The organism is Pseudomonas sp. ICMP 8385 (assembly GCF_002699915.1).
GTDB lineage: Bacteria > Pseudomonadota > Gammaproteobacteria > Pseudomonadales > Pseudomonadaceae > Aquipseudomonas > Aquipseudomonas gessardii.
Genome location: NZ_LKBY01000105.1, coordinates 18906 through 45625, shown reverse-complemented (window position 1 = coordinate 45625; position 26720 = coordinate 18906). Strand labels below are relative to the sequence as shown.

33 protein-coding genes and 1 pseudogene are annotated in these 26720 nt (G+C 58.5%); 24 read left to right on the top strand and 10 right to left on the bottom strand.

What is annotated here, in order from left to right; translation table 11 throughout:
* Window positions 1–5 precede the first annotated feature (5 nt).
* The 17 genes from rplN (at window position 6) to rplQ (ending at window position 8684) form a co-directional block, all read left to right on the top strand.
* Window positions 6–374 (top strand): 50S ribosomal protein L14, encoded by a 369-nt coding sequence (rplN, locus tag AO268_RS18085; protein WP_002555479.1) that lies wholly within the window; start codon window positions 6–8, stop codon window positions 372–374.
* Between the two features lie 11 nt (window positions 375–385).
* Window positions 386–700 (top strand): 50S ribosomal protein L24, encoded by a 315-nt coding sequence (gene rplX / locus AO268_RS18080; protein ID WP_029299388.1) that lies wholly within the window; start codon window positions 386–388, stop codon window positions 698–700.
* A 22-nt stretch (window positions 701–722) separates the two neighbouring features.
* Complete coding sequence (gene rplE / locus AO268_RS18075; protein WP_003210069.1) at window positions 723–1262, top strand: 50S ribosomal protein L5; 540 nt, start codon at window positions 723–725, stop codon at window positions 1260–1262.
* A 13-nt stretch (window positions 1263–1275) separates the two neighbouring features.
* The gene (rpsN, locus tag AO268_RS18070) at window positions 1276–1581 is read left to right on the top strand and encodes a 30S ribosomal protein S14 (protein ID WP_003176414.1); all 306 of its coding nucleotides are present in this window, start codon (window positions 1276–1278) and stop codon (window positions 1579–1581) included.
* A 208-nt stretch (window positions 1582–1789) separates the two neighbouring features.
* Entirely contained in the window at window positions 1790–2182 is a 393-nt protein-coding gene (gene rpsH, locus AO268_RS18065) for a 30S ribosomal protein S8 (RefSeq protein ID WP_017848802.1), read from the top strand.
* Window positions 2183–2194: 12 nt separating this feature from the next.
* Window positions 2195–2728, top strand: a complete 534-nt coding sequence (rplF, locus tag AO268_RS18060; RefSeq protein WP_003176412.1) for a 50S ribosomal protein L6 — start codon at window positions 2195–2197, stop codon at window positions 2726–2728.
* Between the two features lie 10 nt (window positions 2729–2738).
* Complete coding sequence (rplR, locus tag AO268_RS18055) at window positions 2739–3089, top strand: 50S ribosomal protein L18 (RefSeq protein ID WP_003186037.1); 351 nt, start codon at window positions 2739–2741, stop codon at window positions 3087–3089.
* A gap of 3 nt (window positions 3090–3092) precedes the next feature.
* Entirely contained in the window at window positions 3093–3593 is a 501-nt protein-coding gene (gene rpsE, locus AO268_RS18050) for a 30S ribosomal protein S5 (protein ID WP_003186035.1), read from the top strand.
* Window positions 3594–3595: 2 nt separating this feature from the next.
* Window positions 3596–3772, top strand: coding sequence for a 50S ribosomal protein L30 (gene rpmD, locus AO268_RS18045; protein WP_003176408.1), 177 nt, complete (start codon window positions 3596–3598; stop codon window positions 3770–3772).
* A gap of 3 nt (window positions 3773–3775) precedes the next feature.
* A complete protein-coding gene (rplO, locus tag AO268_RS18040; protein ID WP_003176407.1) occupies window positions 3776–4213 on the top strand; it encodes a 50S ribosomal protein L15 in 438 nt (145 codons plus the stop codon).
* Window positions 4214–5542, top strand: coding sequence for a preprotein translocase subunit SecY (gene secY, locus AO268_RS18035; RefSeq protein WP_053125863.1), 1329 nt, complete (start codon window positions 4214–4216; stop codon window positions 5540–5542).
* Window positions 5543–5570: 28 nt separating this feature from the next.
* Window positions 5571–5687 (top strand): 50S ribosomal protein L36, encoded by a 117-nt coding sequence (gene rpmJ, locus AO268_RS18030; RefSeq protein WP_002555468.1) that lies wholly within the window; start codon window positions 5571–5573, stop codon window positions 5685–5687.
* Window positions 5688–5816: 129 nt separating this feature from the next.
* Window positions 5817–6173, top strand: coding sequence for a 30S ribosomal protein S13 (rpsM, locus tag AO268_RS18025; RefSeq protein ID WP_076964124.1), 357 nt, complete (start codon window positions 5817–5819; stop codon window positions 6171–6173).
* Between the two features lie 30 nt (window positions 6174–6203).
* Window positions 6204–6593: a 30S ribosomal protein S11 gene (rpsK, locus tag AO268_RS18020; RefSeq protein WP_002555466.1), complete on the top strand. Its 390-nt coding sequence runs from the start codon at window positions 6204–6206 to the stop codon at window positions 6591–6593.
* An 18-nt stretch (window positions 6594–6611) separates the two neighbouring features.
* The gene (gene rpsD / locus AO268_RS18015; RefSeq protein WP_003210056.1) at window positions 6612–7232 is read left to right on the top strand and encodes a 30S ribosomal protein S4; all 621 of its coding nucleotides are present in this window, start codon (window positions 6612–6614) and stop codon (window positions 7230–7232) included.
* Between the two features lie 22 nt (window positions 7233–7254).
* Window positions 7255–8256: a DNA-directed RNA polymerase subunit alpha gene (locus AO268_RS18010; RefSeq protein ID WP_003176403.1), complete on the top strand. Its 1002-nt coding sequence runs from the start codon at window positions 7255–7257 to the stop codon at window positions 8254–8256.
* Between the two features lie 41 nt (window positions 8257–8297).
* Entirely contained in the window at window positions 8298–8684 is a 387-nt protein-coding gene (gene rplQ / locus AO268_RS18005; RefSeq protein ID WP_007918448.1) for a 50S ribosomal protein L17, read from the top strand.
* Window positions 8685–8767: 83 nt separating this feature from the next.
* On the opposite strand, the gene AO268_RS18000 is transcribed toward rplQ, so the two are convergent.
* Window positions 8768–9241 (bottom strand): hypothetical protein, encoded by a 474-nt coding sequence (locus AO268_RS18000; RefSeq protein ID WP_076964123.1) that lies wholly within the window; start codon window positions 9239–9241, stop codon window positions 8768–8770.
* A 276-nt stretch (window positions 9242–9517) separates the two neighbouring features.
* On the opposite strand from AO268_RS18000, the pseudogene AO268_RS17995 reads away from it, so the two are divergent.
* Window positions 9518–10966, top strand: a pseudogene (locus tag AO268_RS17995) (catalase).
* 155 nt (window positions 10967–11121) lie between these two features.
* Window positions 11122–11586, top strand: coding sequence for a bacterioferritin (gene bfr / locus AO268_RS17990; RefSeq protein WP_029299402.1), 465 nt, complete (start codon window positions 11122–11124; stop codon window positions 11584–11586).
* A gap of 67 nt (window positions 11587–11653) precedes the next feature.
* Here bfr and uvrA read toward each other — a convergent pair whose 3' ends face one another.
* The gene (gene uvrA / locus AO268_RS17985; RefSeq protein WP_099169436.1) at window positions 11654–14488 is read right to left on the bottom strand and encodes an excinuclease ABC subunit UvrA; all 2835 of its coding nucleotides are present in this window, start codon (window positions 14486–14488) and stop codon (window positions 11654–11656) included.
* 178 nt (window positions 14489–14666) lie between these two features.
* On the opposite strand from uvrA, the gene AO268_RS17980 reads away from it, so the two are divergent.
* Together AO268_RS17980 and AO268_RS17975 are read left to right on the top strand one after the other, a co-directional pair.
* On the top strand, window positions 14667–16061 hold the full coding sequence (locus AO268_RS17980; RefSeq protein WP_076964120.1) for an MFS transporter: 1395 nt from the start codon (window positions 14667–14669) through the stop codon (window positions 16059–16061).
* Between the two features lie 9 nt (window positions 16062–16070).
* Window positions 16071–16586 (top strand): single-stranded DNA-binding protein, encoded by a 516-nt coding sequence (locus AO268_RS17975; RefSeq protein WP_017849542.1) that lies wholly within the window; start codon window positions 16071–16073, stop codon window positions 16584–16586.
* A gap of 138 nt (window positions 16587–16724) precedes the next feature.
* On the opposite strand, the gene AO268_RS17970 is transcribed toward AO268_RS17975, so the two are convergent.
* From AO268_RS17970 to AO268_RS17960, 3 genes are all read right to left on the bottom strand, one after another.
* Entirely contained in the window at window positions 16725–17603 is an 879-nt protein-coding gene (locus AO268_RS17970) for a pirin family protein (protein WP_076964119.1), read from the bottom strand.
* 105 nt (window positions 17604–17708) lie between these two features.
* Entirely contained in the window at window positions 17709–18620 is a 912-nt protein-coding gene (locus AO268_RS17965) for a LysR substrate-binding domain-containing protein (RefSeq protein WP_099169435.1), read from the bottom strand.
* Window positions 18621–18708: 88 nt separating this feature from the next.
* The gene (locus AO268_RS17960) at window positions 18709–19341 is read right to left on the bottom strand and encodes an isochorismatase family protein (RefSeq protein WP_099169434.1); all 633 of its coding nucleotides are present in this window, start codon (window positions 19339–19341) and stop codon (window positions 18709–18711) included.
* Window positions 19342–19740: 399 nt separating this feature from the next.
* Here AO268_RS17960 and tam point away from each other — a divergent pair, with 399 nt between their 5' ends.
* Complete coding sequence (gene tam, locus AO268_RS17955) at window positions 19741–20502, top strand: trans-aconitate 2-methyltransferase (RefSeq protein ID WP_099169433.1); 762 nt, start codon at window positions 19741–19743, stop codon at window positions 20500–20502.
* Window positions 20503–20512: 10 nt separating this feature from the next.
* Here tam and AO268_RS17950 read toward each other — a convergent pair whose 3' ends face one another.
* On the bottom strand, window positions 20513–21061 hold the full coding sequence (locus AO268_RS17950; protein ID WP_076964115.1) for a cysteine hydrolase family protein: 549 nt from the start codon (window positions 21059–21061) through the stop codon (window positions 20513–20515).
* Window positions 21062–21157: 96 nt separating this feature from the next.
* Here AO268_RS17950 and AO268_RS17945 point away from each other — a divergent pair, with 96 nt between their 5' ends.
* Both AO268_RS17945 and AO268_RS17940 read left to right on the top strand, forming a co-directional pair.
* Window positions 21158–22141 carry a GlxA family transcriptional regulator gene (locus AO268_RS17945; RefSeq protein ID WP_099169432.1) on the top strand — a complete coding sequence of 328 codons (984 nt, stop codon included), beginning with the start codon at window positions 21158–21160 and terminating at the stop codon, window positions 22139–22141.
* A gap of 194 nt (window positions 22142–22335) precedes the next feature.
* A complete protein-coding gene (locus AO268_RS17940; RefSeq protein WP_099169431.1) occupies window positions 22336–23220 on the top strand; it encodes a sugar nucleotide-binding protein in 885 nt (294 codons plus the stop codon).
* 165 nt (window positions 23221–23385) lie between these two features.
* Here the strand turns inward: AO268_RS17940 and AO268_RS17935 are convergent, their stop codons facing one another.
* The 4 genes from AO268_RS17935 to AO268_RS17920 all read right to left on the bottom strand — a co-directional run bounded on the left by AO268_RS17935 (window position 23386) and on the right by AO268_RS17920 (window position 26712).
* Window positions 23386–24084, bottom strand: coding sequence for an OmpW/AlkL family protein (locus tag AO268_RS17935; protein WP_076964112.1), 699 nt, complete (start codon window positions 24082–24084; stop codon window positions 23386–23388).
* 120 nt (window positions 24085–24204) lie between these two features.
* Window positions 24205–24723: a DUF3299 domain-containing protein gene (locus AO268_RS17930; RefSeq protein WP_099169430.1), complete on the bottom strand. Its 519-nt coding sequence runs from the start codon at window positions 24721–24723 to the stop codon at window positions 24205–24207.
* A gap of 11 nt (window positions 24724–24734) precedes the next feature.
* Window positions 24735–26000 carry an ABC transporter permease gene (locus tag AO268_RS17925; protein ID WP_099169429.1) on the bottom strand — a complete coding sequence of 422 codons (1266 nt, stop codon included), beginning with the start codon at window positions 25998–26000 and terminating at the stop codon, window positions 24735–24737.
* Window position 26001: 1 nt separating this feature from the next.
* Window positions 26002–26712 (bottom strand): ABC transporter ATP-binding protein, encoded by a 711-nt coding sequence (locus AO268_RS17920; RefSeq protein WP_099169428.1) that lies wholly within the window; start codon window positions 26710–26712, stop codon window positions 26002–26004.
* Window positions 26713–26720 lie beyond the last annotated feature (8 nt).

Here is a 26720-nt window from a genome sequence, read left to right as displayed (position 1 = left end):
ATTATATGATTCAGACTCAATCCATGCTCGATGTGGCCGATAACAGCGGCGCTCGCCGTGTTATGTGCATCAAGGTGCTGGGTGGCTCCCATCGTCGTTACGCTGGTATCGGTGACATCATCAAAGTTACCGTCAAGGAAGCAATTCCTCGCGGTAAAGTGAAAAAAGGCCAAGTGATGACTGCTGTTGTAGTCCGCACTCGTCACGGCGTACGTCGTGCTGATGGCTCCATTATCCGCTTTGATGGCAACGCTGCTGTTCTTCTGAACAACAAGCAAGAGCCGATCGGCACCCGTATCTTTGGGCCAGTGACCCGTGAACTTCGTACTGAGAAGTTCATGAAGATCGTCTCGCTCGCCCCAGAAGTGCTGTAAGGAGATCCGACATGCAAAAGATTCGTCGTGACGACGAGATCATCGTGATCGCCGGCAAAGACAAAGGTAAGCGCGGTAAGGTGCTGAAGGTTCTTGCTGATGACCGTCTGGTCATTGGTGGTCTGAACCTGGTCAAGCGTCATACCAAGCCTAACCCCGCGTCGGGCGTACAGGGCGGTATCGTCGAGAAAGAAGCGCCATTGCACGCTTCTAACGTCGCCATCTTCAACGGCGAAACCAACAAGGCTGACCGCGTTGGTTTCAAAGTAGAAGACGGTAAGAAAATTCGTGTCTTCAAGTCGACCCAAAAAGCGGTTGATGCTTGAACACTGCTAGGTAGATAAGACCATGGCACGACTAAAAGAGATTTACCGGAAGGAAATCGCTCCGAAGCTTAAGGAAGAACTTAAGCTTTCGAACGTGATGGAAGTTCCGCGCGTTACCAAAATCACCCTGAACATGGGTCTGGGCGAAGCGATCGGCGACAAAAAAGTCATCGAGCACGCTGTTGCTGACCTGGAAAAGATCACCGGTCAAAAAGTCGTTGTGACTTACGCTCGGAAATCCATCGCTGGCTTTAAAGTCCGTGAAGGTTGGCCGATCGGCGTCAAAGTGACTCTGCGCCGTGAGCGTATGTACGAGTTCCTGGATCGTCTGCTGTCGATCTCCCTGCCTCGGGTTCGCGACTTCCGCGGCCTGAATGCCAAGTCCTTCGATGGTCGTGGTAACTACAGCATGGGCGTGAAAGAGCAGATCATCTTCCCGGAAATCGACTACGACAAGATCGATGCTCTCCGCGGTCTGGACATCACCCTGACCACCACTGCCAAGAACGATGATGAAGGCCGCGCTCTGCTGCGTGCGTTCAAATTCCCGTTCCGCAACTGATTGGAGTAGGACCATGGCCAAGATGAGCATGAAAAACCGCGAGCTGAAGCGTCAGCTCACGGTTGCCAAGTACGCCAAGAAGCGTGCAGCACTGAAAGCTATCATCGTTGATCTGAACGCAAGTCCAGAAGCGCGTTGGGAAGCTACAGTAGCTCTGCAGAAGCAGCCACGTGACGCAAGCGCCTCGCGCATGCGTAACCGCTGCCGCCTGACCGGTCGTCCACACGGCGTTTACCGCAAGTTCGGCCTCGGCCGTAACAAACTGCGTGAAGCGGCTATGCGTGGTGACGTACCAGGTCTGGTCAAAGCCAGCTGGTAAGTACTTTCGACGTCTCGGTGGCCAGGATCGCAAGATACTGACCGCCGGTGGCCTAGAAACTGGAACAAGCCCCTTTTGGGGCTTGTTTCATTTCCGGAGTGTGTCTAAAATACGCGGCTCGCCTGAGCCCGTGTGTTTTATGCCCGGAGATTCTCGGTGACATATGTAGCCGCAAGGCTAATTTTTTTGTATTAGGAGCGTCTAGCCCATGAGTATGCAGGACCCGTTAGCGGACATGCTAACTCGTATCCGTAATGCCCAGATGGCTGAAAAGTCCGTCGTAAGCATGCCATCTTCCACGTTGAAGGTAGCTGTTGCCAAAGTCCTGAAAGACGAAGGCTACATTGCGGGTTATCAGATCAGCAGCGAAATCAAGCCACTGCTGTCCATCGAGCTGAAGTACTTCGAAGGCCGTCCGGTCATCGAGGAAGTGAAGCGCGTTAGCCGTCCAGGCCTGCGTCAGTACAAGTCCGTTGAAGATCTGCCGAAAGTTCGTGGCGGTCTCGGTGTGTCTATCGTCTCCACCAACAAAGGTGTGATGACGGATCGTGCTGCGCGCGCTGCCGGTGTCGGCGGCGAAGTTCTTTGCACTGTGTTCTAAGGGGGGATAAGCATGTCTCGCGTCGCTAAGAACCCCGTTAAGCTGCCAGCCGGTGTCGAAGTAAAATTCGCAGGCCAACAGCTTTCGGTGAAGGGTGCCAAGGGTACTCTTGAACTGAACATCCATTCGTCCGTTGAGATCGTTGAAGAAGCTGGTGAGCTGCGTTTCGCTGCTCGCAATGGCGATCAACAAACTCGCGCAATGGCCGGTACCACGCGTGCGTTGGTAAACAACATGGTCCAAGGCGTAAGCCAAGGCTTCGAGCGTAAGCTCCAGCTGGTCGGTGTTGGTTACAAAGCGCAAGCAAAAGGCACGGTTTTGAACCTGGCCCTTGGCTTCTCGCACCCAGTGGATTACGAACTGCCGGAAGGCATCACCGCTGAAACTCCTAGCCAGACCGATATCCTGATCAAGGGCATCGATAAGCAGCTGGTAGGTCAAGTGGCTGCCGAGATCCGCGACTTCCGTCCACCAGAGCCGTACAAAGGCAAAGGTGTGCGCTACGCGGACGAAGTCGTCCGTCGTAAAGAAGCCAAGAAGAAGTAGGGCATAGCAAATGACCGACAAAAAAGTTACTCGACTGCGTCGCGCTCGCAAAGCACGCCTGAAAATGCACGAACTCGAAGTCGTGCGTCTCTGCGTGTTCCGCTCGTCGCAGCACATCTACGCCCAGGTCATCTCGGCCGACGGCAACAAAGTCCTGGCAAGCGCCTCGACTTTGGATAAAGAACTGCGTGATGGTGCCACTGGCAACATCGACGCGGCCACTAAGGTTGGCCAGCTGGTCGCTACGCGTGCTAAGGCCGCTGGCGTCTCGCAAGTGGCTTTCGACCGCTCTGGCTTCAAGTACCACGGCCGCGTTAAAGCGCTGGCTGATGCTGCTCGTGAAGCTGGGCTGGAGTTCTAAGTTATGTCAAATAACGACCAAAAGCGCGACGAAGGCTACATTGAGAAGCTGGTTCAAGTTAACCGCGTAGCCAAAACCGTTAAAGGCGGCCGTATCTTCACCTTCACCGCGTTGACCGTGGTAGGTGATGGCAAGGGCCGTGTTGGCTTCGGCCGTGGCAAGTCGCGTGAAGTGCCTGCTGCGATCCAGAAGGCAATGGAAGCTGCTCGTCGCAACATGATCCAAGTTGACCTGAACGGCACCACTCTGCAGTACGCAATGAAGTCCGCTCACGGCGCTTCGAAGGTGTACATGCAGCCTGCTTCTGAAGGTACCGGTATCATCGCTGGCGGCGCTATGCGTGCTGTCCTCGAGGTTGCTGGCGTTCAGAACGTTCTGGCCAAGTGCTACGGCTCGACTAACCCTGTAAACGTGGTTCACGCCACTTTCAAGGGTTTGAAAGCTATGCAATCTCCTGAATCCATTGCCGCCAAGCGTGGCAAAAGCGTCAAGGAGATCTTCTGATCATGGCTACCGTTAAAGTAACGCTGATCAAAAGCATGACCGGCCGCATCCCTAACCACAAATTGTGCGTTAAGGGTTTGGGTCTGCGTCGCATCGGTCACACTGTAGAAGTCCAGGATACTCCCGAGAATCGCGGGATGATCAACAAGGCTTACTACATGCTGCGTGTCGAGGGTTAATCGATGAAACTCAATGATCTGAGTCCAGCGCCGGGTTCCCGTCGCGAAAAGCATCGTCCGGGCCGTGGTATCGGTAGCGGTTTGGGTAAGACTGGTGGCCGTGGCCACAAAGGTCAGACCTCCCGCTCCGGTGGCACCATCGCTCCAGGCTTTGAAGGCGGTCAACAGCCGCTGCATCGTCGCCTGCCGAAGTTCGGTTTCGTTTCCCTGAAGGCCATGGATCGCGCAGAAGTGCGTTTGTCCGAGCTGGCTAAAGTGGAAGGCGACATCGTTACCGTGCAGACCCTGAAAGATGCCAACGTGATCAACGTCAACGTACAGCGTGTGAAAATCATGCTGTCCGGTGAAGTGACTCGCGCTGTCACTATCGGCAAGGGAATCGGCGCCACCAAAGGTGCGCGTTCGGCTATCGAAGCAGCTGGCGGCAAGTTCGAGGAATAAATGGCTAAGCAAGGTGCTCTCTCAGCGCTCGGCAAAGGCGGTATGTCTGAACTTTGGGCTCGTCTGCGTTTTCTGTTCCTGGCGATTATCGTCTACCGAATAGGCGCACACATCCCGGTTCCAGGTATCAACCCGGACCGACTCGCAGACCTGTTTCGACAGAATGAGGGGACCATTCTTAGCTTGTTCAACATGTTTTCCGGCGGCGCGCTGGAGCGGATGAGCATCTTTGCACTGGGGATCATGCCGTACATTTCGGCATCGATCATCATGCAGTTGATGAGCGCCGTCAGCCCGCAGCTGGAGCAGTTGAAGAAGGAAGGTGAAGCTGGTCGTCGCAAGATTAGCCAGTACACCCGCTACCTCACTGTCGTTCTTGCTCTTGTCCAGGCGATTGGCATGTCCATTGGCCTGGCAGGGCAGGGCGTAGCGTTCACTGGTGACTTTGGCTTCCATTTCGTCGCGGTAACCACGTTTGTGGCTGGTGCGATGTTCATGATGTGGCTGGGTGAGCAGATTACTGAGCGTGGTGTTGGCAACGGTATCTCGATGTTGATTTTCGCAGGTATCGTCGCCGGTCTTCCGAGGGCAATCGGGCAGTCTTTCGAGTCTGCACGTCAGGGTGATATCAATATCTTCGCCTTGGTTGCCATCGGTTTGCTGGCAGTAGCGATTATCGGTTTTGTGGTGTTCATTGAGCGTGGCCAGCGTCGTATTGCTGTTCACTACGCCAAGCGTCAGCAGGGCCGCAAGGTCTTCGCCGCGCAGACCAGCCACTTGCCGCTGAAAGTGAATATGGCCGGTGTAATTCCTGCTATCTTCGCGAGCAGCATTTTGCTGTTTCCGGCTTCGTTGGGTGCCTGGTTCGGTCAGTCTGAAGGTATGGGCTGGTTGCAGGACATCTCGCAGTCGATCGCTCCTGGTCAGCCGTTGAATATTCTGCTGTTTAGTGCAGGGATTATTTTCTTCTGCTTCTTCTATACGGCGTTGATGTTCAATCCGAAAGACGTAGCGGAAAACCTGAAGAAGTCCGGTGCCTTTATTCCGGGTATTCGTCCAGGCGAGCAGTCGGCACGCTACATTGATGGCGTTCTGACCCGTTTGACCCTGTTCGGTGCTCTATATATGACGGCCGTGTGCTTGTTGCCCCAGTTCCTGGTGGTTGCAGCAAACGTTCCGTTCTACCTTGGCGGGACCTCGTTGCTGATCGTCGTCGTGGTTGTGATGGACTTCATGTCCCAAGTACAATCGCACCTCGTTTCGCACCAGTACGAATCCCTGATGAAGAAAGCCAACCTGAAGGGCTACGGCAGCGGCATGTTGCGCTGAGTACCCCATAAGGTTCGAGGAGTTGGTGATGAAAGTTCGTGCATCGGTGAAAAAGCTGTGCCGTAACTGCAAGATTATTCGCCGCGAAGGTGTTGTTCGAGTAATTTGCAGCGCGGAACCGCGTCACAAACAGCGCCAAGGCTGAGTGTGATCCGCTTGAAGCCCGGCAGCTAGTGCGCTGCCGGGTTGATTATTTGTTATTACAGCGATATTATCTCGCGCCCTATTTCTTGGCTTCCGGGGCGTAGGTAGCTGTCAATTGGAGTCCCACTGAATGGCCCGTATTGCAGGCGTTAACATTCCAGATAACAAGCACACTGTTATCTCGCTGACCTACATCTATGGTGTTGGTCGCACTACTGCGCAGAAAATTTGCGCAGTTGCTGGGGTAAACCCAGCCGCTAAGATCAAGGATCTGAGCGACGAGCAGATTGAATCGCTGCGTGGCGAAGTGGCGAAGTTCACCACTGAAGGTGACCTGCGTCGCGAAATCAACATGAAAATCAAGCGTTTGATGGACCTCGGTTGCTATCGCGGTCTGCGTCATCGTCGTGGTCTTCCAGTGCGCGGTCAGCGTACCAAGACTAACGCGCGTACCCGTAAAGGTCCGCGTAAGCCGATCCGCAAGTAATCGCCCCAGCGAATCGACAGGAAAATTATCATGGCAAAACCTGCTGCTCGTCCTCGTAAAAAAGTTAAAAAGACAGTGGTTGATGGCATCGCCCACATCCATGCGTCTTTTAACAATACCATCGTGACCATCACCGACCGTCAAGGTAACGCGCTTTCTTGGGCTACCTCCGGTGGTTCGGGTTTCCGCGGTTCCCGCAAGTCCACCCCGTTTGCTGCTCAAGTAGCTGCTGAACGTGCTGGTCAAGCTGCGCTGGAATATGGCCTGAAAAACCTCGACGTTAACGTCAAGGGTCCAGGTCCAGGTCGTGAGTCTGCTGTCCGTGCTTTGAACGGCTGTGGCTATAAGATCGCCAGCATCACCGACGTGACGCCAATCCCGCACAACGGGTGCCGTCCGCCGAAGAAGCGCCGCGTGTAATCCAGGAGATTGTAAAGAATGGCTCGTTACATTGGTCCAAAATGCAAACTCGCTCGTCGCGAAGGCACCGATCTCTTTCTGAAGAGCGGCGTGCGCGCGATCGAATCGAAGTGCAACATTGAAGCAGCACCTGGTATCCACGGCCAACGCCGCGGTCGCCAGTCCGACTACGGCACCCAACTGCGTGAAAAGCAGAAGGTCCGTCGTATCTACGGCGTTCTCGAGCGTCAGTTCAGCGGCTACTACAAAGAAGCTGCTGGCAAGAAAGGTGCAACCGGTGAAAACCTGCTGCAACTGCTCGAATGCCGTCTGGACAACGTTGTATACCGTATGGGCTTTGGTTCTACTCGTGCCGAATCCCGTCAGCTGGTATCGCACAAATCCGTCAGCGTAAACGGCCAAACCGTTAACGTCCCGTCCTACCAGGTTCGTGCTGGTGACGTGGTCGCGATTCGCGAGAAAGCAAAAAACCAACTTCGCATTGTCCAAGCTCTCGATCTGTGTGCCCAACGTGGCCGCGTAGAATGGGTAGAAGTAGACACTGAGAAGAAGTCGGGCGTTTTCAAGAACGTTCCTGCTCGCAGTGATCTGTCCGCCGACATCAACGAAAGCCTGATTGTCGAGCTCTACTCCAAGTAAGGGCTAGAAAATAGGTGCATCCATGCAGATTTCGGTAAATGAGTTCCTGACACCCCGCCACATTGATGTGCAGGTTGTCAGTCCAACCCGCGCCAAGATCACTCTCGAGCCTCTCGAGCGTGGTTTTGGCCACACCCTGGGCAACGCGCTGCGCCGCATCCTGTTGTCCTCAATGCCCGGCTGTGCAGTAGTCGAGGCCGAGATTGACGGTGTGCTCCACGAGTACAGCGCCATCGAAGGTGTACAGGAAGACGTAATTGAAATCCTGTTGAACCTTAAAGGTCTGGCTATCAAGCTGCACGGCCGTGACGAAGTTACGCTGACCTTGTCGAAGAAGGGTTCGGGGGTGGTTACCGCTGCCGATATTCAGCTGGATCATGATGTCGAGATCGTTAACCCCGATCACGTAATCGCTAACCTGGCGTCTAACGGCGCCCTGAACATGAAGCTCACCGTAGCTCGTGGTCGTGGTTATGAACCGGCCGACTCGCGTCAGAGCGATGAAGACGAAAGCCGCAGCATTGGTCGCTTGCAGCTTGACTCTTCGTTCAGCCCGGTTCGCCGTATCGCATACGTGGTGGAAAACGCCCGTGTCGAGCAGCGTACTAACCTGGACAAGCTGGTTATTGATCTGGAAACCAACGGTACTCTGGATCCTGAAGAGGCTATTCGCCGCGCTGCAACCATCCTGCAACAGCAGTTGGCTGCGTTCGTCGACCTCAAGGGTGACAGCGAACCAGTGGTAATCGAGCAGGAAGACGAGATCGATCCGATCCTGCTTCGCCCGGTTGACGATCTGGAACTGACTGTACGTTCGGCTAACTGCCTTAAGGCGGAAAACATTTACTACATCGGTGACCTGATTCAGCGTACCGAAGTAGAACTGTTGAAGACTCCGAACCTGGGCAAGAAATCCTTGACTGAAATCAAGGACGTTCTGGCCTCCCGCGGTCTGTCCCTCGGCATGCGCCTCGACAACTGGCCGCCTGCAAGTCTTAAGAAGGACGACAAGGCGACTGCCTGATCGTCGTAATCACCGAACGTGAGTTTGGTAAGGAATGAACCATGCGTCATCGTAAAAGTGGTCGTCACCTGAGCCGTACCAGCTCGCACCGCAAGGCCATGTTTCAAAACATGGCGGTGTCGCTGTTCGAGCACGAGCTGATCAAAACTACACTGCCGAAAGCCAAAGAACTGCGTCGCGTTGCTGAGCCGCTGATCACTTTGGCCAAGACAGACAGCCTGGCTAACCGCCGTTTGGCTTTCGACCGTACTCGCTCGAAAGCTATCGTTGGTAAGCTCTTCAACGACCTGGGCAAGCGTTATGCTACCCGTGAGGGTGGCTACCTGCGCATCCTCAAGTGCGGTTTCCGCACTGGCGACAACGCGCCTATGGCGTACGTCGAGTTGGTTGATCGTGCTACTGCTGGCGAAGCTGTATCCGCCGAGTAAGACGACAGTCTGCTACGAAAAACCGGGCCTAGTGCCCGGTTTTTTGTGGGCGATGGAAAAGCATCCGGTTGTGGGGATGATGCTTATTGTCGAGCGGCAACAGGCCACTTGATCGAACGAGGGTCCGCTTCCTGATTCTTCTCGAGCAGGAAGGTGCCGTCCTGCTTGGGGATGTTCTGGTCGCTGGGGATGTGAGCTTGCTGTCCGAAGATGCCGGTCTTGGCATTAAATGTCAGGTCATGCAGCGCCACATTTCCGTACCAGTCCTCTGAGGGGAGTGAGATATAACTGATGGCGTAGTCTTGATCTGCGAAGGAGCCTTTCACGACATAGACGCCATAGTGCTCTTCACCCGGAGAAATGATTTTGTATAACCCATTCTCATAGTAATAAAGCGTCGCTTCCTTGAAGGGTTTGGCGTCATAAAGCTTCTGATAGGTCAGGTGGTGGATATGGGTAGGCTTACCGAATGTGACGTCAATGGACGGGGCTGCAGGAGCTGCCAGAGCCGGAATACTGAAGGTTAAGAACATCAATCCCATCAAATTTATTTTCATCATTGTGTGCCATGACTTTTCTGGGGTGGGGCCTGAGTATATGAGTTCGGGTACCTAAAAATTATTTCTGAGCCCCCAAGGAATCTTTAGCAAATGTACCAATACCGGTTCCACGGCCAGTGGCCTGTTTGGCTTTGGCTATTTGAATCAGAATTTCGTTAGTAATTAACTATCGATGTGCATGATTTAATAAATTTGATGGTGTCATCTTCCTGGTCAATACTCTCTCCAAGCCGATTAGCCGGCAGTTCCATGACTGACCTGAGGAGATTGAGCATGAGCCAGAATAAAACCCTTACAACCGCCAGCGGTGCTCCCGTCGCGGATAACCAGAACTCCCGTTCCGCTGGCCCGCGTGGCCCGCTGCTGCTCGACGATTTTCACCTGCTCGAGAAGCTTGCCCACTTCAACCGTGAAAACATCCCAGAGCGTCGTGTACACGCCAAAGGCTCGGGCGCGTATGGCACATTCACGGTGACCAAAGACATCACCCGCTACACCAGTGCCAAACTGTTTGAAGCGGTTGGCAAGCAGACTCCGACCTTCTTGCGTTTCTCGACAGTCGGCGGTGAGCGCGGCTCGGCTGATACTGAGCGCGACCCACGTGGTTTCGCCCTGAAGTTCTACACCGAAGAAGGGAACTGGGACATCGTGGGCAATAACACCCCGATCTTCTTCATCCGTGACCCGCTGAAATTCCCGGACTTTATCCACACCCAAAAGCGTTTGCCGCAAAGCAATCTGAAAAGTGCGCAGATGAAGTGGGACTTCTGGTCGCATTCGCCTGAGGCGCTGCACCAGGTCACCATCTTGTTCTCGGACCGTGGCATCCCGGACGGCTATCGTCATATGCACGGCTTTGGTAGTCACACCTACAGCCTGATCAGCGCCAAGGGTGAGCGTCACTGGGTCAAGTGGCACTACAAGACCAAGCAAGGCATCAAGAACCTGGCGCCTGCCGATGCTGCACGCCTTGCCGGCACCGACCCGGATTAAGCCCAGCGCGATCTGTTCGAGGCCATTGAGCGCGGTGACTTCCCAAAATGGCGGGTGTGCATCCAGATCATGACCGAGGCCCAGGCCAACGCTCATTACGAGAACCCTTTCGACGTGACCAAAACCTGGTCGCAGAAAGAATTCCCGCTGATTGAAGTGGGGGAACTGGAGTTGAACCGCAACCCGCAGAACTACTTCGCCGAAGTGGAGCAGGCCGCGTTCGGTCCAAGCAACATGGTGCCTGGTGTCGGTTTGTCGCCGGATCGCATGCTGCAAGGTCGCGTGTTCGCTTACGCTGACGCACACCGCTATCGTATTGGTACCAACCACCAGCACCTGCCGGTGAATGCTTCGCGCAGCCCGGTCAACAACTACCAGCGCGATGGCTCCATGGCGTTTGGCAGCAACGGTGGCGCGGCTCCCAACTACGAGCCCAACAGCTACAGCGATGCGCCCAAACAGGCTCCGCAGTACGCAGAACCTGCCCTGGCCCTCAGTGGTGTGGCGGATCGCTACGATCACCGCGAAGACACTGACTACTACAGCCACGCCGGTGCGTTGTTCCGCCTGATGAATGCTGAGCAAAAAGCGCTGTTGATCAACAACATCGCCGGTGCGATGGCGGGTGTTTCCAGCGATGTGGTTCAGCGTCAGTTGCAGCACTTCTTCAAGGCCGATCCGGCTTATGGAGAAGGGATCGCAACGGCACTGGGTGTATCGCTTAACTAACTCTAAGTGATAAGCAGAACCGCCCTCATTTGGGCGGTTTTTGCGTTATTTCAGCTACTTTTCTCCGAAAAACTTCACTTTTATGCCGTTCATCCCGTGACCTGCGGGTCCGCTTGGTTCAAACTACAGCCTTTCAAGCAGGGAGATGTAGGGCGATGCAAGGTCACCCCGACGTAATCGATTACCTCAACACGTTGCTGACGGGCGAACTGGCAGCTCGTGACCAATATTTCATCCACTCGCGTATGTACGAAGACTGGGGCTTTACCGAGCTCTACGAGCGTATCAACCACGAAATGGAAGAAGAGGCACAGCACGCCGACGCACTGATGCGCCGTATCCTGATGCTCGAAGGCACGCCGCGTATGCGTCCTGACGACCTGGATACCGGCACCACCGTGCCTGAGATGCTCGCCAGCGACTTGCGCCTGGAATACAAGGTTCGCGCTGCGCTCTGCAAGGGCATTGAGCTTTGCGAAAAGCACAACGACTATGTGACCCGGGAAATCCTGCGCGTACAGTTGAACGATACCGAAGAAGATCACACTTATTGGCTGGAAAAGCAGTTGGGTCTGATCAAGTTGATCGGCCTGGAAAACTACCTGCAATCGCAGTTCTGATTCCGCCGGCATAAAAAAGCCCCTGTCACCGTAGCGGTGACAGGGGCTTTTTGTTGGGCCCGAAAACTCAGGCCCGGTCGCGCGCCAGCAACGGCTTCAGATAGTAGCCAGTGTGGGACTGCGGCATCTCCGAAACCTGCTCCGGCGTACCCACCGCAATAATCTGCCCACCCTTGGAACCGCCTTCCGGCCCCAGGTCCACCAGCCAGTCGGCTGTCTTGATCACATCCAGGTTGTGCTCGATCACCACTACGGTATTGCCGTGGTCGCGCAAACGATGCAGTACGTCGAGCAATTGCTGGATATCCGCGAAGTGTAAACCGGTGGTCGGCTCATCGAGGATATACAGGGTCTTGCCGGTATCGCGCTTGGACAGCTCGCGGGACAGCTTCACCCGCTGCGCCTCACCACCGGACAGCGTAGTCGCCGACTGCCCTAGCTTGATATACGACAAGCCCACGTCCATCAGGGTCTGGAGCTTGCGTGCCAGGGCTGGCACTGCATCAAAGAACACCCGCGCTTCCTCGATGGTCATCTCGAGGGTTTCATGGATGTTCTTGCCCTTGTATTTGATCTCCAGGGTTTCGCGGTTGTAGCGCTTGCTCTTGCACACATCGCACGGCACGTAGATGTCCGGCAAAAAGTGCATCTCGACCTTGATCAAGCCGTCGCCCTGGCACGCCTCGCAGCGCCCGCCCTTGACGTTGAAGGAGAAACGCCCAGGCCCATAACCCCGGGAGCGGGACTCCGGCACGCCGGCAAACAGTTCGCGTATGGGCGTGAACAGCCCGGTATAGGTCGCCGGGTTGGAGCGGGGGGTACGACCAATCGGGCTCTGGTCGATATCCACCACCTTGTCCAGCAGCTCCAGGCCCTTGATGCTGTCATGGGCGGCAGCTTCCAGGGTGGTGGCACCGTTCAATGCGGTGGCGCTGAGGGGGAACAGGGTGTTGTTGATCAGCGTCGACTTGCCTGAGCCGGATACACCGGTCACGCAGGTCAGCAGGCCCAGAGGGATTTCCAGATCGACATTGCGCAGGTTGTTGCCGCGCGCGCCCTTGAGGTGCAGCGCCTGTTTTTTGTTACGTGGCGTACGTTTGACCGGCACTTCGATTTTCACCCGGCCAGACAAGTATTTGCCGGTCAATGAGTCCGGGTGGGCCATGACTTCGGCCGGTGTGCCCTGGGCAACAATATGGCCGCCATGCACGCCCGCACCGGGGCCGATATCGACGACGTAGTCCGCCAGGCGAATGGCATCCTCATCATGCTCGACCACGATCACCGTGTTGCCGATATCCCGTAGGTGCTTGAGCGTGCCCAGCAAGCGATCGTTGTCGCGCTGATGCAGGCCGATGGAGGGTTCGTCGAGGATGTACAGCACGCCCACCAGGCCGGCACCGATCTGGCTGGCCAGGCGAATGCGCTGGGCCTCGCCGCCGGACAGGGTGTCGGCACTGCGATCCAGGGACAGGTAGTCCAGGCCCACGTTGACCAGGAACTGCAGGCGCTCGCGGATTTCCTTGAGGATCTTGTCGGCAATCTCGCCGCGGCGCCCGGTCAGCTTCAGTACGCCGAAGTATTCGCAGGCATCGCCGATCGGCAGGTTGGTCACCGCCGGCAGGGTCTTCTCGCCGACCCATACGTGGCGGGCTTCGCGACGCAAGCGGGTGCCGCGGCAATCCGGGCAGGGCTGGGTGCTGAGGAACTTGGCCAACTCCTCGCGCACGCTGGCCGACTCGGTTTCCCGGTAGCGCCGTTCCAGGTTAGGCACGATGCCCTCGAACGGGTGGGAGCGCTTGACGATATCGCCACGGTCATTGAGGTACTTGAAGTCGACGTTCTGCGAGCCGCTGCCATGCAGGATGACTTTCTGTTGCTCGGCCGGCAACTCGTTGAACGGCACTTCCAGGCTGAATTTATAGTGGGCGGCCAACGACCCGAGCATCTGGAAGTAATACACATTGCGTCGGTCCCAGCCGCGTATTGCGCCCTCCGCCAGCGTCAGGTCGCCATTGACCAGGCGCTTGATATCGAAGAACTGCTTGACCCCCAGGCCATCACAGGTCGGGCAGGCGCCGGCCGGGTTGTTGAAGGAGAACAGCTTGGGCTCCAGCTCGCTGATGGCATGGCCGCAGATCGGGCAGGCAAAGCGCGCGGAGAAGATGATCTCTTCGCCCGGCTCGTCGTCCATCGGCGCCATCAGGGCGATACCATCCGCCAGCTTCAATGCGGTCTCGAACGACTCCGCCAGGCGTTGCTGCAGATCGGCGCGCACCTTGAACCGGTCGACCACTACATCGATGGTGTGCTTCTTCTGTTTATCCAGCTTCGGCGCTTCATCCAACTCATACAGCTTGCCGTTGATGCGGGCGCGGACAAAACCCTGGGCGCGCAGCTCTTCAAAGACCGACAAGTGCTCGCCCTTGCGCTCGCGAATCACCGGGGCCAGCAGCATCAGCTTGGCGCCTTCCGGCTGGGCCAGCACCAGGTCGACCATCTGGCTGACGGTCTGGGCTTCCAGGGGGATGTCGTGATCCGGGCAGCGCGGGATGCCGACGCGTGCGTACAGCAAGCGCAGGTAATCGTAGATTTCGGTGATGGTGCCCACGGTGGAGCGCGGGTTGTGGGAGGTGGACTTCTGTTCGATGGAAATGGCTGGCGACAGGCCTTCAATGGTGTCGACATCAGGCTTTTCCATCATCGACAGGAACTGCCGGGCATAAGCCGACAGCGACTCCACATAACGCCGCTGACCTTCGGCATACAGCGTATCGAACGCCAGTGATGACTTGCCGGACCCGGACAAGCCGGTGATGACAATCAGTTTGTCCCGGGGCAGGGTCAGGTCGATGTTCTTCAGGTTGTGGGTTCTAGCCCCACGAATCAGGATCTTGTCCAAGATGGCCTCGCACGGCGGGCGTAAATAATGCAGGAGTATACGGCTAAAGACTGGATGAATATACACTGCCAAAAGGCCGCTTGCAGCCTGACATGAAAGCCACGCGGCAAAGCGCCGCATATACCCTCTCAATCGATGGGACTGGTAGAATCGCCGCCGGTTCACACGAGGTTTTTCCATGCACGATCCCCACAGCGAACGCATGAGTAGCGGCGAGACCCGAGCGGCAAGCGGTCTGGCCCTGGTGTTCGCCTTCCGTATGCTGGGTATGTTTATGGTGTTGCCGGTGCTGGCGACCTATGGCATGGACCTCGCCGGCGCGACCCCGGCCCTGATCGGCCTGGCGATTGGTGCCTATGGCCTGACCCAGGCGATTTTCCAGATCCCGTTCGGGATCATTTCCGACCGCATTGGCCGCCGGCCGGTGATCTACCTGGGGCTGATCGTCTTCGCCCTGGGCAGCGTGTTGGCAGCCAATGCCGATTCGATCTGGGGCGTGATCGCCGGGCGCATCCTGCAAGGTGCCGGGGCGATTTCCGCGGCGGTGATGGCGCTGCTGTCGGACCTGACCCGCGAACAACATCGCACCAAGGCCATGGCCATGATTGGCATGACCATCGGCTTGTCGTTTGCCGTGGCCATGGTGGTCGGCCCCCTGCTGACCCGCGCCTTTGGCTTGCACGGCTTGTTCCTGGCCACCGGCGGCATGGCGCTGTTCGGCATCCTGGTCGTGGCCTTTATGGTGCCGCGCTCCACCGGGCCGCTGCAGCACCGCGAGTCGGGTGTGGCGAAGCAGGCGCTGCTCCCGACGCTCAAGCACCCGGACCTGCTGCGCTTGGATTTAGGTATCTTCGTATTGCACGCGATGTTGATGTGCAGTTTCGTCGCCTTGCCCCTGGCGCTGGTGGAAAAAGCCGGGTTGCCCAAGGAGGAGCACTGGTGGGTGTACCTGACCGCGTTGCTGATTTCGTTCTTCGCCATGATCCCGTTCATCATCTACGGCGAGAAGAAACGCAAAATGAAACGAGTTTTGCTCGGCGCCGTCGCGACATTGATGCTCACTGAACTATTCTTCTGGCAGTTCGGCGACAGCCTACGGGCGCTGGTAATCGGCACGGTGGTGTTTTTCACCGCGTTCAACCTGCTGGAGGCGTCACTGCCTTCGCTGATCAGTAAAGTTTCACCGGCCGGCGGCAAGGGCACGGCCATGGGGGTGTATTCCACCAGCCAGTTCCTCGGCTCGGCGCTGGGCGGCATCATGGGCGGCTGGATGTTCCAGCATGGCGGTTTGTCGGTTGTGTTCCTCGGATGTGCCGGGCTGGCTGCACTTTGGCTGGTCTTTGCTGTTACCATGCGCGAACCTCCCTACGTCACAAGTCTGCGTTTGCCGCTATCGCCCGAGGCGATCCGTGAAAGCGGTCTGGTCGAGCGCCTGAAGGCCGTCGTAGGGGTAACAGATGCAGTCGTGGTCGCGGAAGAGGCGGCCATTTACATCAAATTGGACACCGAACTATTGGATCGCGCGACGCTCGAGCAACTGGTAAACCCAGTGCCGACAGCGCGCCCAGCCTAGGAGAACGTTATGGCCCGTGGGGTTAACAAAGTCATATTGGTCGGTACATGCGGCCAGGATCCCGAAGTTCGCTACTTGCCTAACGGTAACGCCGTGACCAACCTGAGTCTGGCGACCAGCGAACAGTGGACCGACAAGCAGACCGGCCAGAAGGTCGAGAAAACCGAATGGCACCGTGTGTCGATGTTCGGCAAGGTTGCAGAGATCGCCGGTGAATACTTGCGCAAAGGTTCGCAGGTCTACATCGAAGGCAAACTGCAGACCCGCGAGTGGGAAAAAGACGGCATCAAGCGTTACACCACAGAAATCGTGGTCGACATGCAAGGCACCATGCAACTGCTGGGCGGCCGTCCACAGGGCGACCAACAGGGCCAGGGCGGCATGTCCAACTCGGCACCGCGTCCACAGCAGTCCCGTCCGCAGCCAAGCCAGCAGCCACAGCGTGAGTCGCGTCCAGCGCCACAGCAGGCGGCACCGCAGCCAGCAGCCGACTTCGACAGCTTTGATGACGATATTCCGTTCTAGGATACGGCTCAGATACTTGATGTAAAGTTTTACCCTGAAAGCCCCGGTGCATAAGCATCCGGGGCTTTTTTATTGCGCCAGCGCAACCAGCGATGGCCGCGTATCTGCAGGACGCCCGAGGGCGGCTTAGAGAGTGTGTCAGCTCGGGATTTGTCCGAAGCCGCCTTTGGCGTATTTGACGAGAGTGCGACGGATGTCTTCCTCGGTTGTCATCACCAGAGGGCCGTATTTGATGAAAGGTTCACCGATGGGGCTGCCAGCGATGAGCACGAAGTGGCACGGTTCGCTCGAAGTCATCCTTAGTTCGACTTGCGCGCCAGCGCTCACGGTTGTGGAGTGGCCCGCGGGTATGCTCTGCTCCTCTGCATTGCAGTGAACCGTCAATGTACCGCTGACTGCATAAATCCAGGCTTGAAAGCCTTCAGCAAGCGTATGAGCAAATACGCCGTCGGCTTGCAGGGAACCGTCGAGCAAGGTTAGCGGCTCTGGCGTGCCCTCCGCTCCGATGACATCGCCACTGCGTCCCAGTACCACCCGAACGCGGTGTCCGGGTGCCTGAATGATCGGTACCTGTTGTGCCGGTACATGAAGCGTACGCGCGGGTGTCAGCTTGAGATGGCTCGGGAGATTAACGAACACTTGCAGAGCATGGGTGCGAGCATTTGCTTCAGGGACTTCCTCGTGAACCGCGCCACTCGCGGCTGCCAGCCAGTACAGGTCACCAGCTTTGAGTGCGAGGTTGTGCCCCAGGGTGTCACGGTTCAGCAAGTTGCCTTCTGAATCCTCGAACATCACCGTGACGGCAGAAATCCCGGCATGAAGATGCGGTGCGAAAGTGGGCGCGGTCATGACGAAGTGGTCCACCATAAGCAGCGGGTCCATACGGGTGGCAAACATGTCCTCAGAGAAATGCAGAGCGGTGAAGCCTTCGCCGATGGTGTGAGTGACACCCGAGACGATCTGACCCAGTCGTGGGCTGGCGAGTGTGTCGGGTTCAAGCCTGGTGATGTGATTCATGATACGGCCCTCTGATTGGTGTCCTGTTGGGGGGCAATCTAGAGGCGAACCCGGAAACCGAGAAGCCGTCCATTTCAGGATTCAGCGTCCAAGGCAATGGACGATCTACATCAAGACCTTTTTCGGGAATTCTCGGGCCAGGTGATCGAGAAACGCGCGTACTGAAGGCAAGAGTCCTTGCCGAGAAGGAATGAGCGCGGTGATGGTCGAATCGCCCGCCAGCCATTGTGGCAGTACGCGTCGCAAGGCTCCAGACCGCACAGCTGCCTGGCAGATATAACCCGGCAAGGCCACGATACCCAGGCCGCTGATGGCTGCCTGCTGCAAACCGGTGATGTCGTCGCTTTGCAGCCTCGGCTCCAGCGGTATGACTGCTTCTTCGTTCGCGTGATGGGCGTGGCGCAAGCGCCATATTGGCACTGCACCGGGCCGGGCCATGAACAGCGTGGGGTGTTTGTGCAGGTCCTGAGGGGTCTGGGGCTCACCGTTGGCGTCCAGATAACGGGCTCCGCCAAACAGGAACCAGGGGGCCGGCGCAAGTGTGTGCTGTACCAGGTCAGAGTCGGGCAACGGGGCGGAATGAGCGCGCACAGCGACATCGTAGTTTTCACCGACGATGTCGACGGTCCGGTTGGCCGCGAGGGAAACAATATTGACGTTGGGATACTGGGTGAGGAAGTCGGCAATAATTTCCGACATGACGTATTGCATTATCGCGTTGCCCGCCGTGCAGCGAATCGTGCCACTCGGTTCGGTCAGGCGATGCCGGATCGTGCTCTCGGCCAGCTCAGCCTCACGCAGCATGGCGACGGCATGCTGGTAGAAATCCGCTCCGGCGTCGGTCATCCCGAATTTGCGTGAGGTCCGGTTGAGCAGGCGAACGCCCAGATTGTTTTCAAGTCGCTGAATGCGGTGACTGAGGGTGGATTTTGGCATCTGCAAGATTCGACCGGCAGCGGTGAATCCGCCCCGGTCGACCACCTGCACAAAGAAAAAGAAGTCATTGAGATCCAGCACTCATCACCTCATTGTTCGTCTGATTGGACGCTGAGGAGGGATTGTGCCGGGATATTGCAGGCTGATCCAGTGACCCGATGAAGAGGTTTTAGCGGCGAGAAGCAGTGTATATCTGCCCGACCAGCGTGGCCCATGGCATGTCGATAGCACCATAGACAGTCTCTGCTTCTGGTCGGGCATTGTCCTTGAGGATTTCCACCATCAAGCTGGCGTAGTCGGACGGGATCACGCCCGCTTGCATCATGCGCAGCAGACCGGCCTGACGCTTGGTGTCGCTGAACGTGCCGGATGCATCGACTGCCACATAGGCATCGTAGCCCCGGGCTACGGCGGTCATGGCCGGAAAGGCTGCGCAGACCTCAAGGGATACCCCGGCGAAGATCAGTTTCTTGCGCCCGGTGGCTTCAATGGCCTGCGCGACACGTTCGTCGTCATAGGCGTTGACTGATGAGCGGTCGATAATTTCGATGCCTGGCAAGGCGTCGACCAGCTCAGGGAAGGTGGGCCCCCACAAGCTGTCCCGTGCTGTGGTCGTGACCACAATTGGCAGGTTAAGCGCCTTGGCCGCTTTGGCTAATGCCACGACATTGTGTTTCAGCTCACCGATCGAGTAGTCCCGGACCCCGGCTATGAGTCCAACTTGATGGTCGACCAGGATCAGTGCGGCGTTATCAGCAGTCAGTGGGTCATAGCTCAGGGTTTTATCGGTAGGTAAGCTCATTTTTTCAGCCTCTTGAGGGAAATGGTGTTATCTGGCGACCGTGTTCTCGGTCGTGATGAGACCAAAACTACGGGTTAAGCCATTCACTCAGAAGCCCTTGAAACTCGAACTCAGTGTCCAACAGGTTGAACGCGCACCCCAGGGCCGGATTTTGCTCCGCCGCCTGAACAAGCAGCGGTCCGAGATTGAGCGGAGGTGAGGTTTGTGTAAAAACATATTGCGTACTGCCAGCACCGGGTACACCGGCGGCCAAGAGGTTATCCTGCGGCAACAAAAAACGATGGCATTCACTTCGGGGGGCTTGCTTGCAGGAGAAAAATCCCTCAGCTCTGGCATTTGTCCCCATGCGCCACAAGATTTAGGCTGTAGTGCATTCCCTTGCCCAAGAAGGAAACCCCGATGACCTGGTCTGCCCAGCAGTATTCGATGTTTGAACAACAGCGCACCCGTCCCGTCCGCGACCTGGTGGCTGCTATCCCTACGGGTGAGGTGCGTACTGCGGTCGATCTGGGGTGTGGCCCGGGCAACTCCACCGAGGTGCTGGCCGAGCGTTTCCCCCGGGCGACGATCACTGGCCTGGACAGCTCGCCGGACATGCTGGCCAGCGCCCGTGAGCGGTTGCCGGCACTCAACTTTGAATTGGCCGATATCGGTGCCTGGAAGCCTGCGCAACCGTTTGATGTGATCCTGGCCAATGCCTCGCTGCAATGGGTGCCGGACCACGCCACCCTCTACCCGCACCTGGTGGCGCAGTTGACGCCGGGCGGGACGCTGGCGGTGCAAACCCCGGACAACCTCAACGAACCCGCCCACCGCCTGGCCCGTGAGGTGGCCGCGCAAGGGCCGTGGGCGGGCAAGATCGGCGCGGTCAAACATGAGGCGCGTCACCCGGCGAGTTATTACTACGAATTGTTGAGCAAACATTGCAGCACCGTCGATGTATGGCACACCACCTATTACCACCCGCTCAGCGGCCATGAGGCGGTGGTGGAGTGGTTCAAGGGCACGGGACTGCGGCCATTCCTCGCACCGCTGGAGGAGGTCGAGAAAGGCGCCTTCCTCGACGCCTACCTGGCGCGCATCCGCGAGGCTTATCCCGCCCTGGCCGATGGCACGGTGTTGCTGCCGTTTCCACGGCTGTTCATTATCGCTACGCGCTGACAGCCCGCCGTCAGGCCTTCAGGAACTCATCCGCTGACACCACGCTGGCATAGGCGAATGCCAGCGATGCCATGTAGGCATCATGCACCTGGGCTGCGGCAATGGTCTTGCCATTGAACTCCAGGTCGCGAGTGGCGCAGGCGTCGTGGATCACCGTGACGTTGTAGCCATAGTCCGCCGCTGCCCGAACCACTGCGTCGATGCACATATGGCTCATGCTGCCGACTACCACCAGGTCGGTGATGCTGCGTTGTTCCAGCAACTCGCGCAGGTTGGTTTGGCGAAACGCATTTACAAAATGCTTGAGCACCACCGGCTCGTCGTTTTCGTTCCGCACCTGGGCATGTATGTGCGCGCCTTCGGAGCCTGGGGTGAAGAAGGGCGCATCTGCCGAGGTGAACTCATGGCGCACGTGGATCACCGCGTCGCCGGCCTGGCGAAATGCCTGGAGCACCTGCTGCGCCTTGTCGGCCGCGGCTTCCACGCCGGTCAATGGCCACTTGCCGTGGGGGAAGTAGTCGTTCTGGATATCGATTAGGATAAGTGCTTGCTTGGCCATGGGTATTTTCTCGTGAGGGGTTGATGCGCCCAGTATCGTGGCTGGCGCGTGGCACGGGGATTGGCCGTACCGACAATAACAGGGGGAAAACTGACAATGGCTGTGGAACGCTCGATCATCGAGCTCGGCGTGCTGATTTATCACGGCGCGCAGATGGCCGCTGTGCATGGGTTGACCGACCTGTTTGGCGTCGCCAATCGCATTGCCGCCGAGCATCAGAGCCGGCAGTTGCCCTTGTTACGTGTCAGCCACTGGCAGGTCAATGGCGATGGTACGCCTGTTCGCAGCTTCGACAGCCAGCCTGGCCCCGATCAACCATTGATGGCCGTGCTGGTGCCGCCGTCGATTGGCGAGTTTTGCGAAGAGCAGGCGCCGCCCGCGCTGCTGCACTGGCTGCGCCTGCAACATGCCGCCGGCACGGTACTGGGGGGCGTGTGCATCGGTTCGATCATGCTGGCGCGCAGCGGTTTGCTCGATGGGCGCAGGGCCACCGCCCACTGGTCTTCGGCCAACACCTTCGCCAGCCGTTTTCCTGCGGTACGCCTGGAGGCCGACAAGCCGATGGTCGATGATGGCGACCTGATCACCACCGCCGGGCTGATGGCCTGGTCCGAACTGGGCCTGCGCTTGGTCGAGCGCCTTATGGGCCCAAGCATCGCCGCCGACACCGCGCGCTTTCTGGTGATTGCACACAGCGACAGCGCCAGCCAGTGCGGCAGCAATTTTGCGCCGATCCTCAGCCATGGCGACGGGGCGATCCTCAAGGTCCAGCACGCGTTGCAGGCCAGTGGTGCGGTGGATGTCTCCCTTACGGCGATGGCCCAGGCGGCCGGCCTGGAAGAGCGCACTTTCCTACGGCGTTTTCGCAACGCCACCGGCTTGAAACCCACCGAATATTGCCAGCACCTGCGGGTCGGCAAGGCACGGCAGATGCTGGAGTTCACCAATACCACCATTGATCAGATTGCCTGGACCGTGGGTTACCAAGACCCGAGCGCCTTTCGCGCCATCTTCAAGAAAATTACCGGCCTTGCGCCCAGCGATTATCGCAATCGGTTTGGGGTGAAAGCACCTGCCTGAATTATCGAGTGGCCCGGTGTCCCTGACGGCCTGCGCCTCGCTCCTGCAAAAAGCCTTGATTGAGCGACTACTTAGTAAGTGACGGTTGCGCTACAAACCCGCAAAATGCAACGATTCTGGCCAATACCAACGGCATGGCATCCATGCCTGTCGATAATAGCCATCGTTCCAAACAGACCGGGCCTGCTCAATCTATGCGAATGCGCCTTATGTTACTGGGCGGCGGGAATGCCCTCGGGCAAGCGCTGATTCGCCTTGGTGCGGAGGAAGATATCGGTTTCCTCGCGCCGCGCCCGCCCCAAGACGGCTGGGATGCCGCCAGCCTTACCCAATTGCTCGACGACACCCGTCCCGACGCCTTGATCAACCTCGCCTACTATTTCGACTGGTTCCAGGCCGAGAGCGTGAACGAGGCCCGCCTGGCCGGGCAGGAGTCTGCCGTCGAGCGCCTGGCGGAACTGTGCCAACACCACAACATCACGCTGCTGCAACCGTCCAGCTACCGGGTGTTCGATGGCTCGCGCGCCACCGCCTACAGCGAAAAAGACGAACCAGTGCCCCTGGGCCTGCGTGGCCAGGCGTTGTGGCGCATTGAACAGAGCGTGCGCGCCACCTGCCCGCAACATGTGCTACTGCGCTTTGGCTGGCTGCTTGATGACAGTATCGATGGCGCGCTCGGGCGTTTCCTGGCCCGTGCCGAGCAACCCGAGCCCTTGCTGCTGGCCGATGACCGGCGCGGCAACCCGACACCGGTGGACGATGCGGCACGGGTGATTATCTCGGTGCTCAAGCAACTCGATTGTGCGGCGCCGCTGTGGGGCACCTACCATTACGCCGGGCAAGAGGCGACCACCCCCGTGGCGCTGGGCCAGGCGATCCTCACCGAAGCGCGCACCTTCCATGCGCTGGCGGTCGAAGCGCCGACAGCCCAGGCCCACGCCGCCCGGCCGGATGCCGCCGACGAGCCACAGCATGCAGTGCTGGCCTGTAAGAAGATCCTGCATACATTCGGCATCAAGCCACGGGCGTGGCGTGCGGGACTGCCGGCGTTGCTCGACCGCTTCTACCGGCATCACTAGCTGACGGAACAAAAAAATGTGGGAGCCCGGCTTATGTAGGCGCTGGCTTGCCTGCGATGCAGACACCTCGGTCTATCAAAGACACCGAGGCGATGCTATCGCAGGCAAGCCAGCCCCCACACAAGCCAGCTCCCACATTGTTTTGTGGCGTTTATTAAGCCGGGTTTAGAACTTGTAGCCGATACCGACCATGTAGACCATCGGATCCACGTCCACATTGACCTTGGCGCGGGTGCCCGCCGCCAGGGCGTTGTTGTCGACGGTGGCCTTGGTGCTGATGTCGATGTAGCGCACCTGACCGTTGATCATCCACTTGTCGTTGATCATGTAGTCCATACCGATCTGCGCCGCCCAGCCCCAGGAGTTCTCGGCCTTGAAGTTGCTGAAGCCTTCGCCCTGGGCGCGGCTGCTGACGTGTTCGTCATAGATCCAAGTGTAGTTGATACCCGCACCGACGTAAGGCTGGAACGCCGACTTGCTGTCCAGCGGGTAGTACACGACGCTCAGGGTCGGCGGCAGCTGCTTGAGGCTACCGAGCTTGCCGTTGGCGGCGCCGAGGGCGGTGTTCTTGATCTTCACATCATGCTCGAACGGCGTGGCGGCCAGCAGTTCGATACCGACGTGGTTGGTCAGCATATAGGCGAAGTTGAGGCCCAGTTGCGTGTCGCTGCTCATGGTCGCCTTGCCGCCCAGGTTGGTGCCGGCCAATGGGCCCTGGTCAACCTTGACGCTGCCGCTGTCGGCCTTTGGGTTAACGGTGATGGCACCGGCGCGAACGAGGATGTCGCCAGCCTCGTGGGCGTGGGCGAGAGGGGCGGCGAGTGCGAGCGCGAAGAGGGAAGCGCTAAGCAGTGACTTGTGCATGGGTGGCTCCAAAGGACGTTTTTAGTTGGCTATGTCCAATGGTAAAGATCGCTGCACTTGGGCCTTTGACTCAGCTCAATGAAACGGTGATCAGCCAAATACACCGCTTATCGACAGGTGTCAGTCCGGCAACTCGTAGATGTAAATCTTCTCGGCTTCCATCTGATAGCCCGCATCCGCCAGTTCGCTGGTGGACGGCTTGACCTGCATCTGCCCCTCGATCCAGTACGGCTGGTACAGCTCCTCCAGCTTCACGCCGATCTCGCTCCTGACATGCACGATCTGGTTCGACGGCGGGGGCGGCACATGAATGCAGGCGCCGAAGTACGGCACCAGCAGGAACTCAGTGGTGCGGCCTTCCTCGCTGACTTCCAGCGGCACGATATAACCCGGCAGGCGGATATGCTGGCCGTTCAACTGGGCCACCACCGGTGCATTGGGCAAGTCCTGCCTGGCCGCTGGCGCGGCCTCCGCCGACAGGGCGTCGGCCATGTTCGACAGGTCGTGCAGCGGCGTCATATTGGGCACCTCCACTGGGGCATCCGGCGGAATCATTTCCTGCCACGACAAGTCTCGGGGCTCGGCGGCCCAGGCGGGCACGGCCACCATCAATAACAGCGCAAGCAGGGCACGGCGCATCAAAGCCTTCCTCATAAACGGATCGACAGGCCATCGGCCAACGATTGTCGATAGGCGCGCCAGGCCGGCACGCTGCCCATCAGCAGGGCGGCGATCAGGATACCGGCGAGCAGCGTCCATTCATACGGGCTGGGCAGCGCCAGTGGCAGGTCCAGGCCGTAATTGGCCTGTAGATAGCCACGGGACGCGGCGATGCATACGTACAGCAGGCCAACCCCCGCAACCACCCCGGCCAGTGCCAGGGCAAAGGCCTCGAAAATCAGCAGGCTTGCAATGTGCCACGGTCGTGCGCCCACCGAACGCAGGATCGCCATTTCCCGACGGCGCTCATTGAGGCTGGTGAGGATCGCCGTGAGCATGCCGATCAAGCCGGTCAGCACCACAAACAGCGAGATCACGAACAGCGCCTTTTCGGCGGTGCCCATCATGCTCCACAGCTCTTGCAAGGCCACGCCCGGCAGGATCGCCAGCATCGGCTCGCCACGGAACTCGTTGATCTGCCGTTGTAGGGCAAAGGTCGAAATCTTGTTGTTCAGCCCCAGCATAAACGCGGTGATGGCTTGCGGCGTGAGGTCCATATTGCGCGCCTGGTCGGCACTGACCCGGCCCTTGCCCTGGGCGGGCACGCCGTTGTGCCAGTCGATATGGATCGCTTCCATGCCGCCGAGGCTGATGTGCAACGTGCGGTCCACCGGGGTGCCGGTGCGTTGCAGAATGCCGACCACGGTGAACGGTTTGTCATCGTGCTTGACCAGGCTGACCACCGCCACGCCATGGGCCAGCACCAGCTTGTCGCCGAGTTTGTAATGCAGGGCGTCGGCCACTTCGGCGCCGAGCACCACTTCAAACGGGTCGCTATCAAACGCACGGCCACTGGCCAGTTGCAGGTTCTGCTTGCGGCCGTACTGGTAGTGCTCGAAGTAGGCTTGGGTGGTGCCCATCACCCGGTAGCCGCGATGGGAGTCGCCGAGGGACATGGGGATTGCCCATTTCACCTGTGGGCTGGCGGCAAAGTGCTCGAAGCTGTCCCAGCGGATGTTGTTGGTGGCGTTGCCGATGCGAAATACCGAGTACAACAGCAGGTTGACCGAGCCTGCGCGGGCGCCGACGATCAGGTCGGTGCCGCTGATGGTGCTGGCAAAGCTGGCGCGGGCCTCGGTACGCACGCGCTCCACCGCCAACAGCAGGCACACCGACAGGGCGATGGCGAAGGCGGTGAGGATCGCGGTAAAGCGGCGGTTTGCCAGGCTGGCCATGGCTAGACGGAACAAATACATCTCAAACCTCGAGCGGCGCGGCGGCGCGATTGAGTTCGGCCAGCGACAGGTTGCGGTCGAACAGCGAAGCCAAGCTCTGGTCATGGCTGACGAACAACAGGCTGGCGCCCGCCTCGCGGCATTCGGCGAACAACAGTTGAAGGAAGGCTTCCCGGGCATCGTGGTCCAGGGCCGAGGTCGGCTCGTCGGCGATCACCAGTTCCGGTTGGCCGATCAAGGCCCGGGCGGCGGCCACCCGTTGTTGCTGGCCGATGGACAGCGCATCGGCACGGCGCCCGAGCAAGTCCGGGTCCTTGAGGCCCAGGTGCGCGAGCAGGGTCGCGGCGGCCTGGTCGACACTGCCATGGCGCTGGATCGCCCGCTGCGCCCGCAGCTTGGAGAAGTGGCAAGGCAGTTCGACGTTTTCGCGGACCGAGAGAAACGGCAGCAGGTTGAACTGCTGGAAGATATAGCCGGTGTGGTCGACCCGGAACCGATCGCGGGCGCCGGCCGACAAGTCGGTCAATTCCTGGCCCAGCAGGCGGATGCTGCCGCGACTGGGTGTCTGCACCCCGCCCAGCAGGCCGAGCAGGGTGGTTTTGCCGCTGCCGCTGGGGCCCTTGAGGAACAGGGTTTCCCCCGGCTCCAGGCGAAACGCCGGGATCTCCAGTAACTGGGGGTGACCGGGCCAGTTAAAGCCCAGGTCGGACAGTTCGATCAGTGCTTGGGTCATGGGAACTC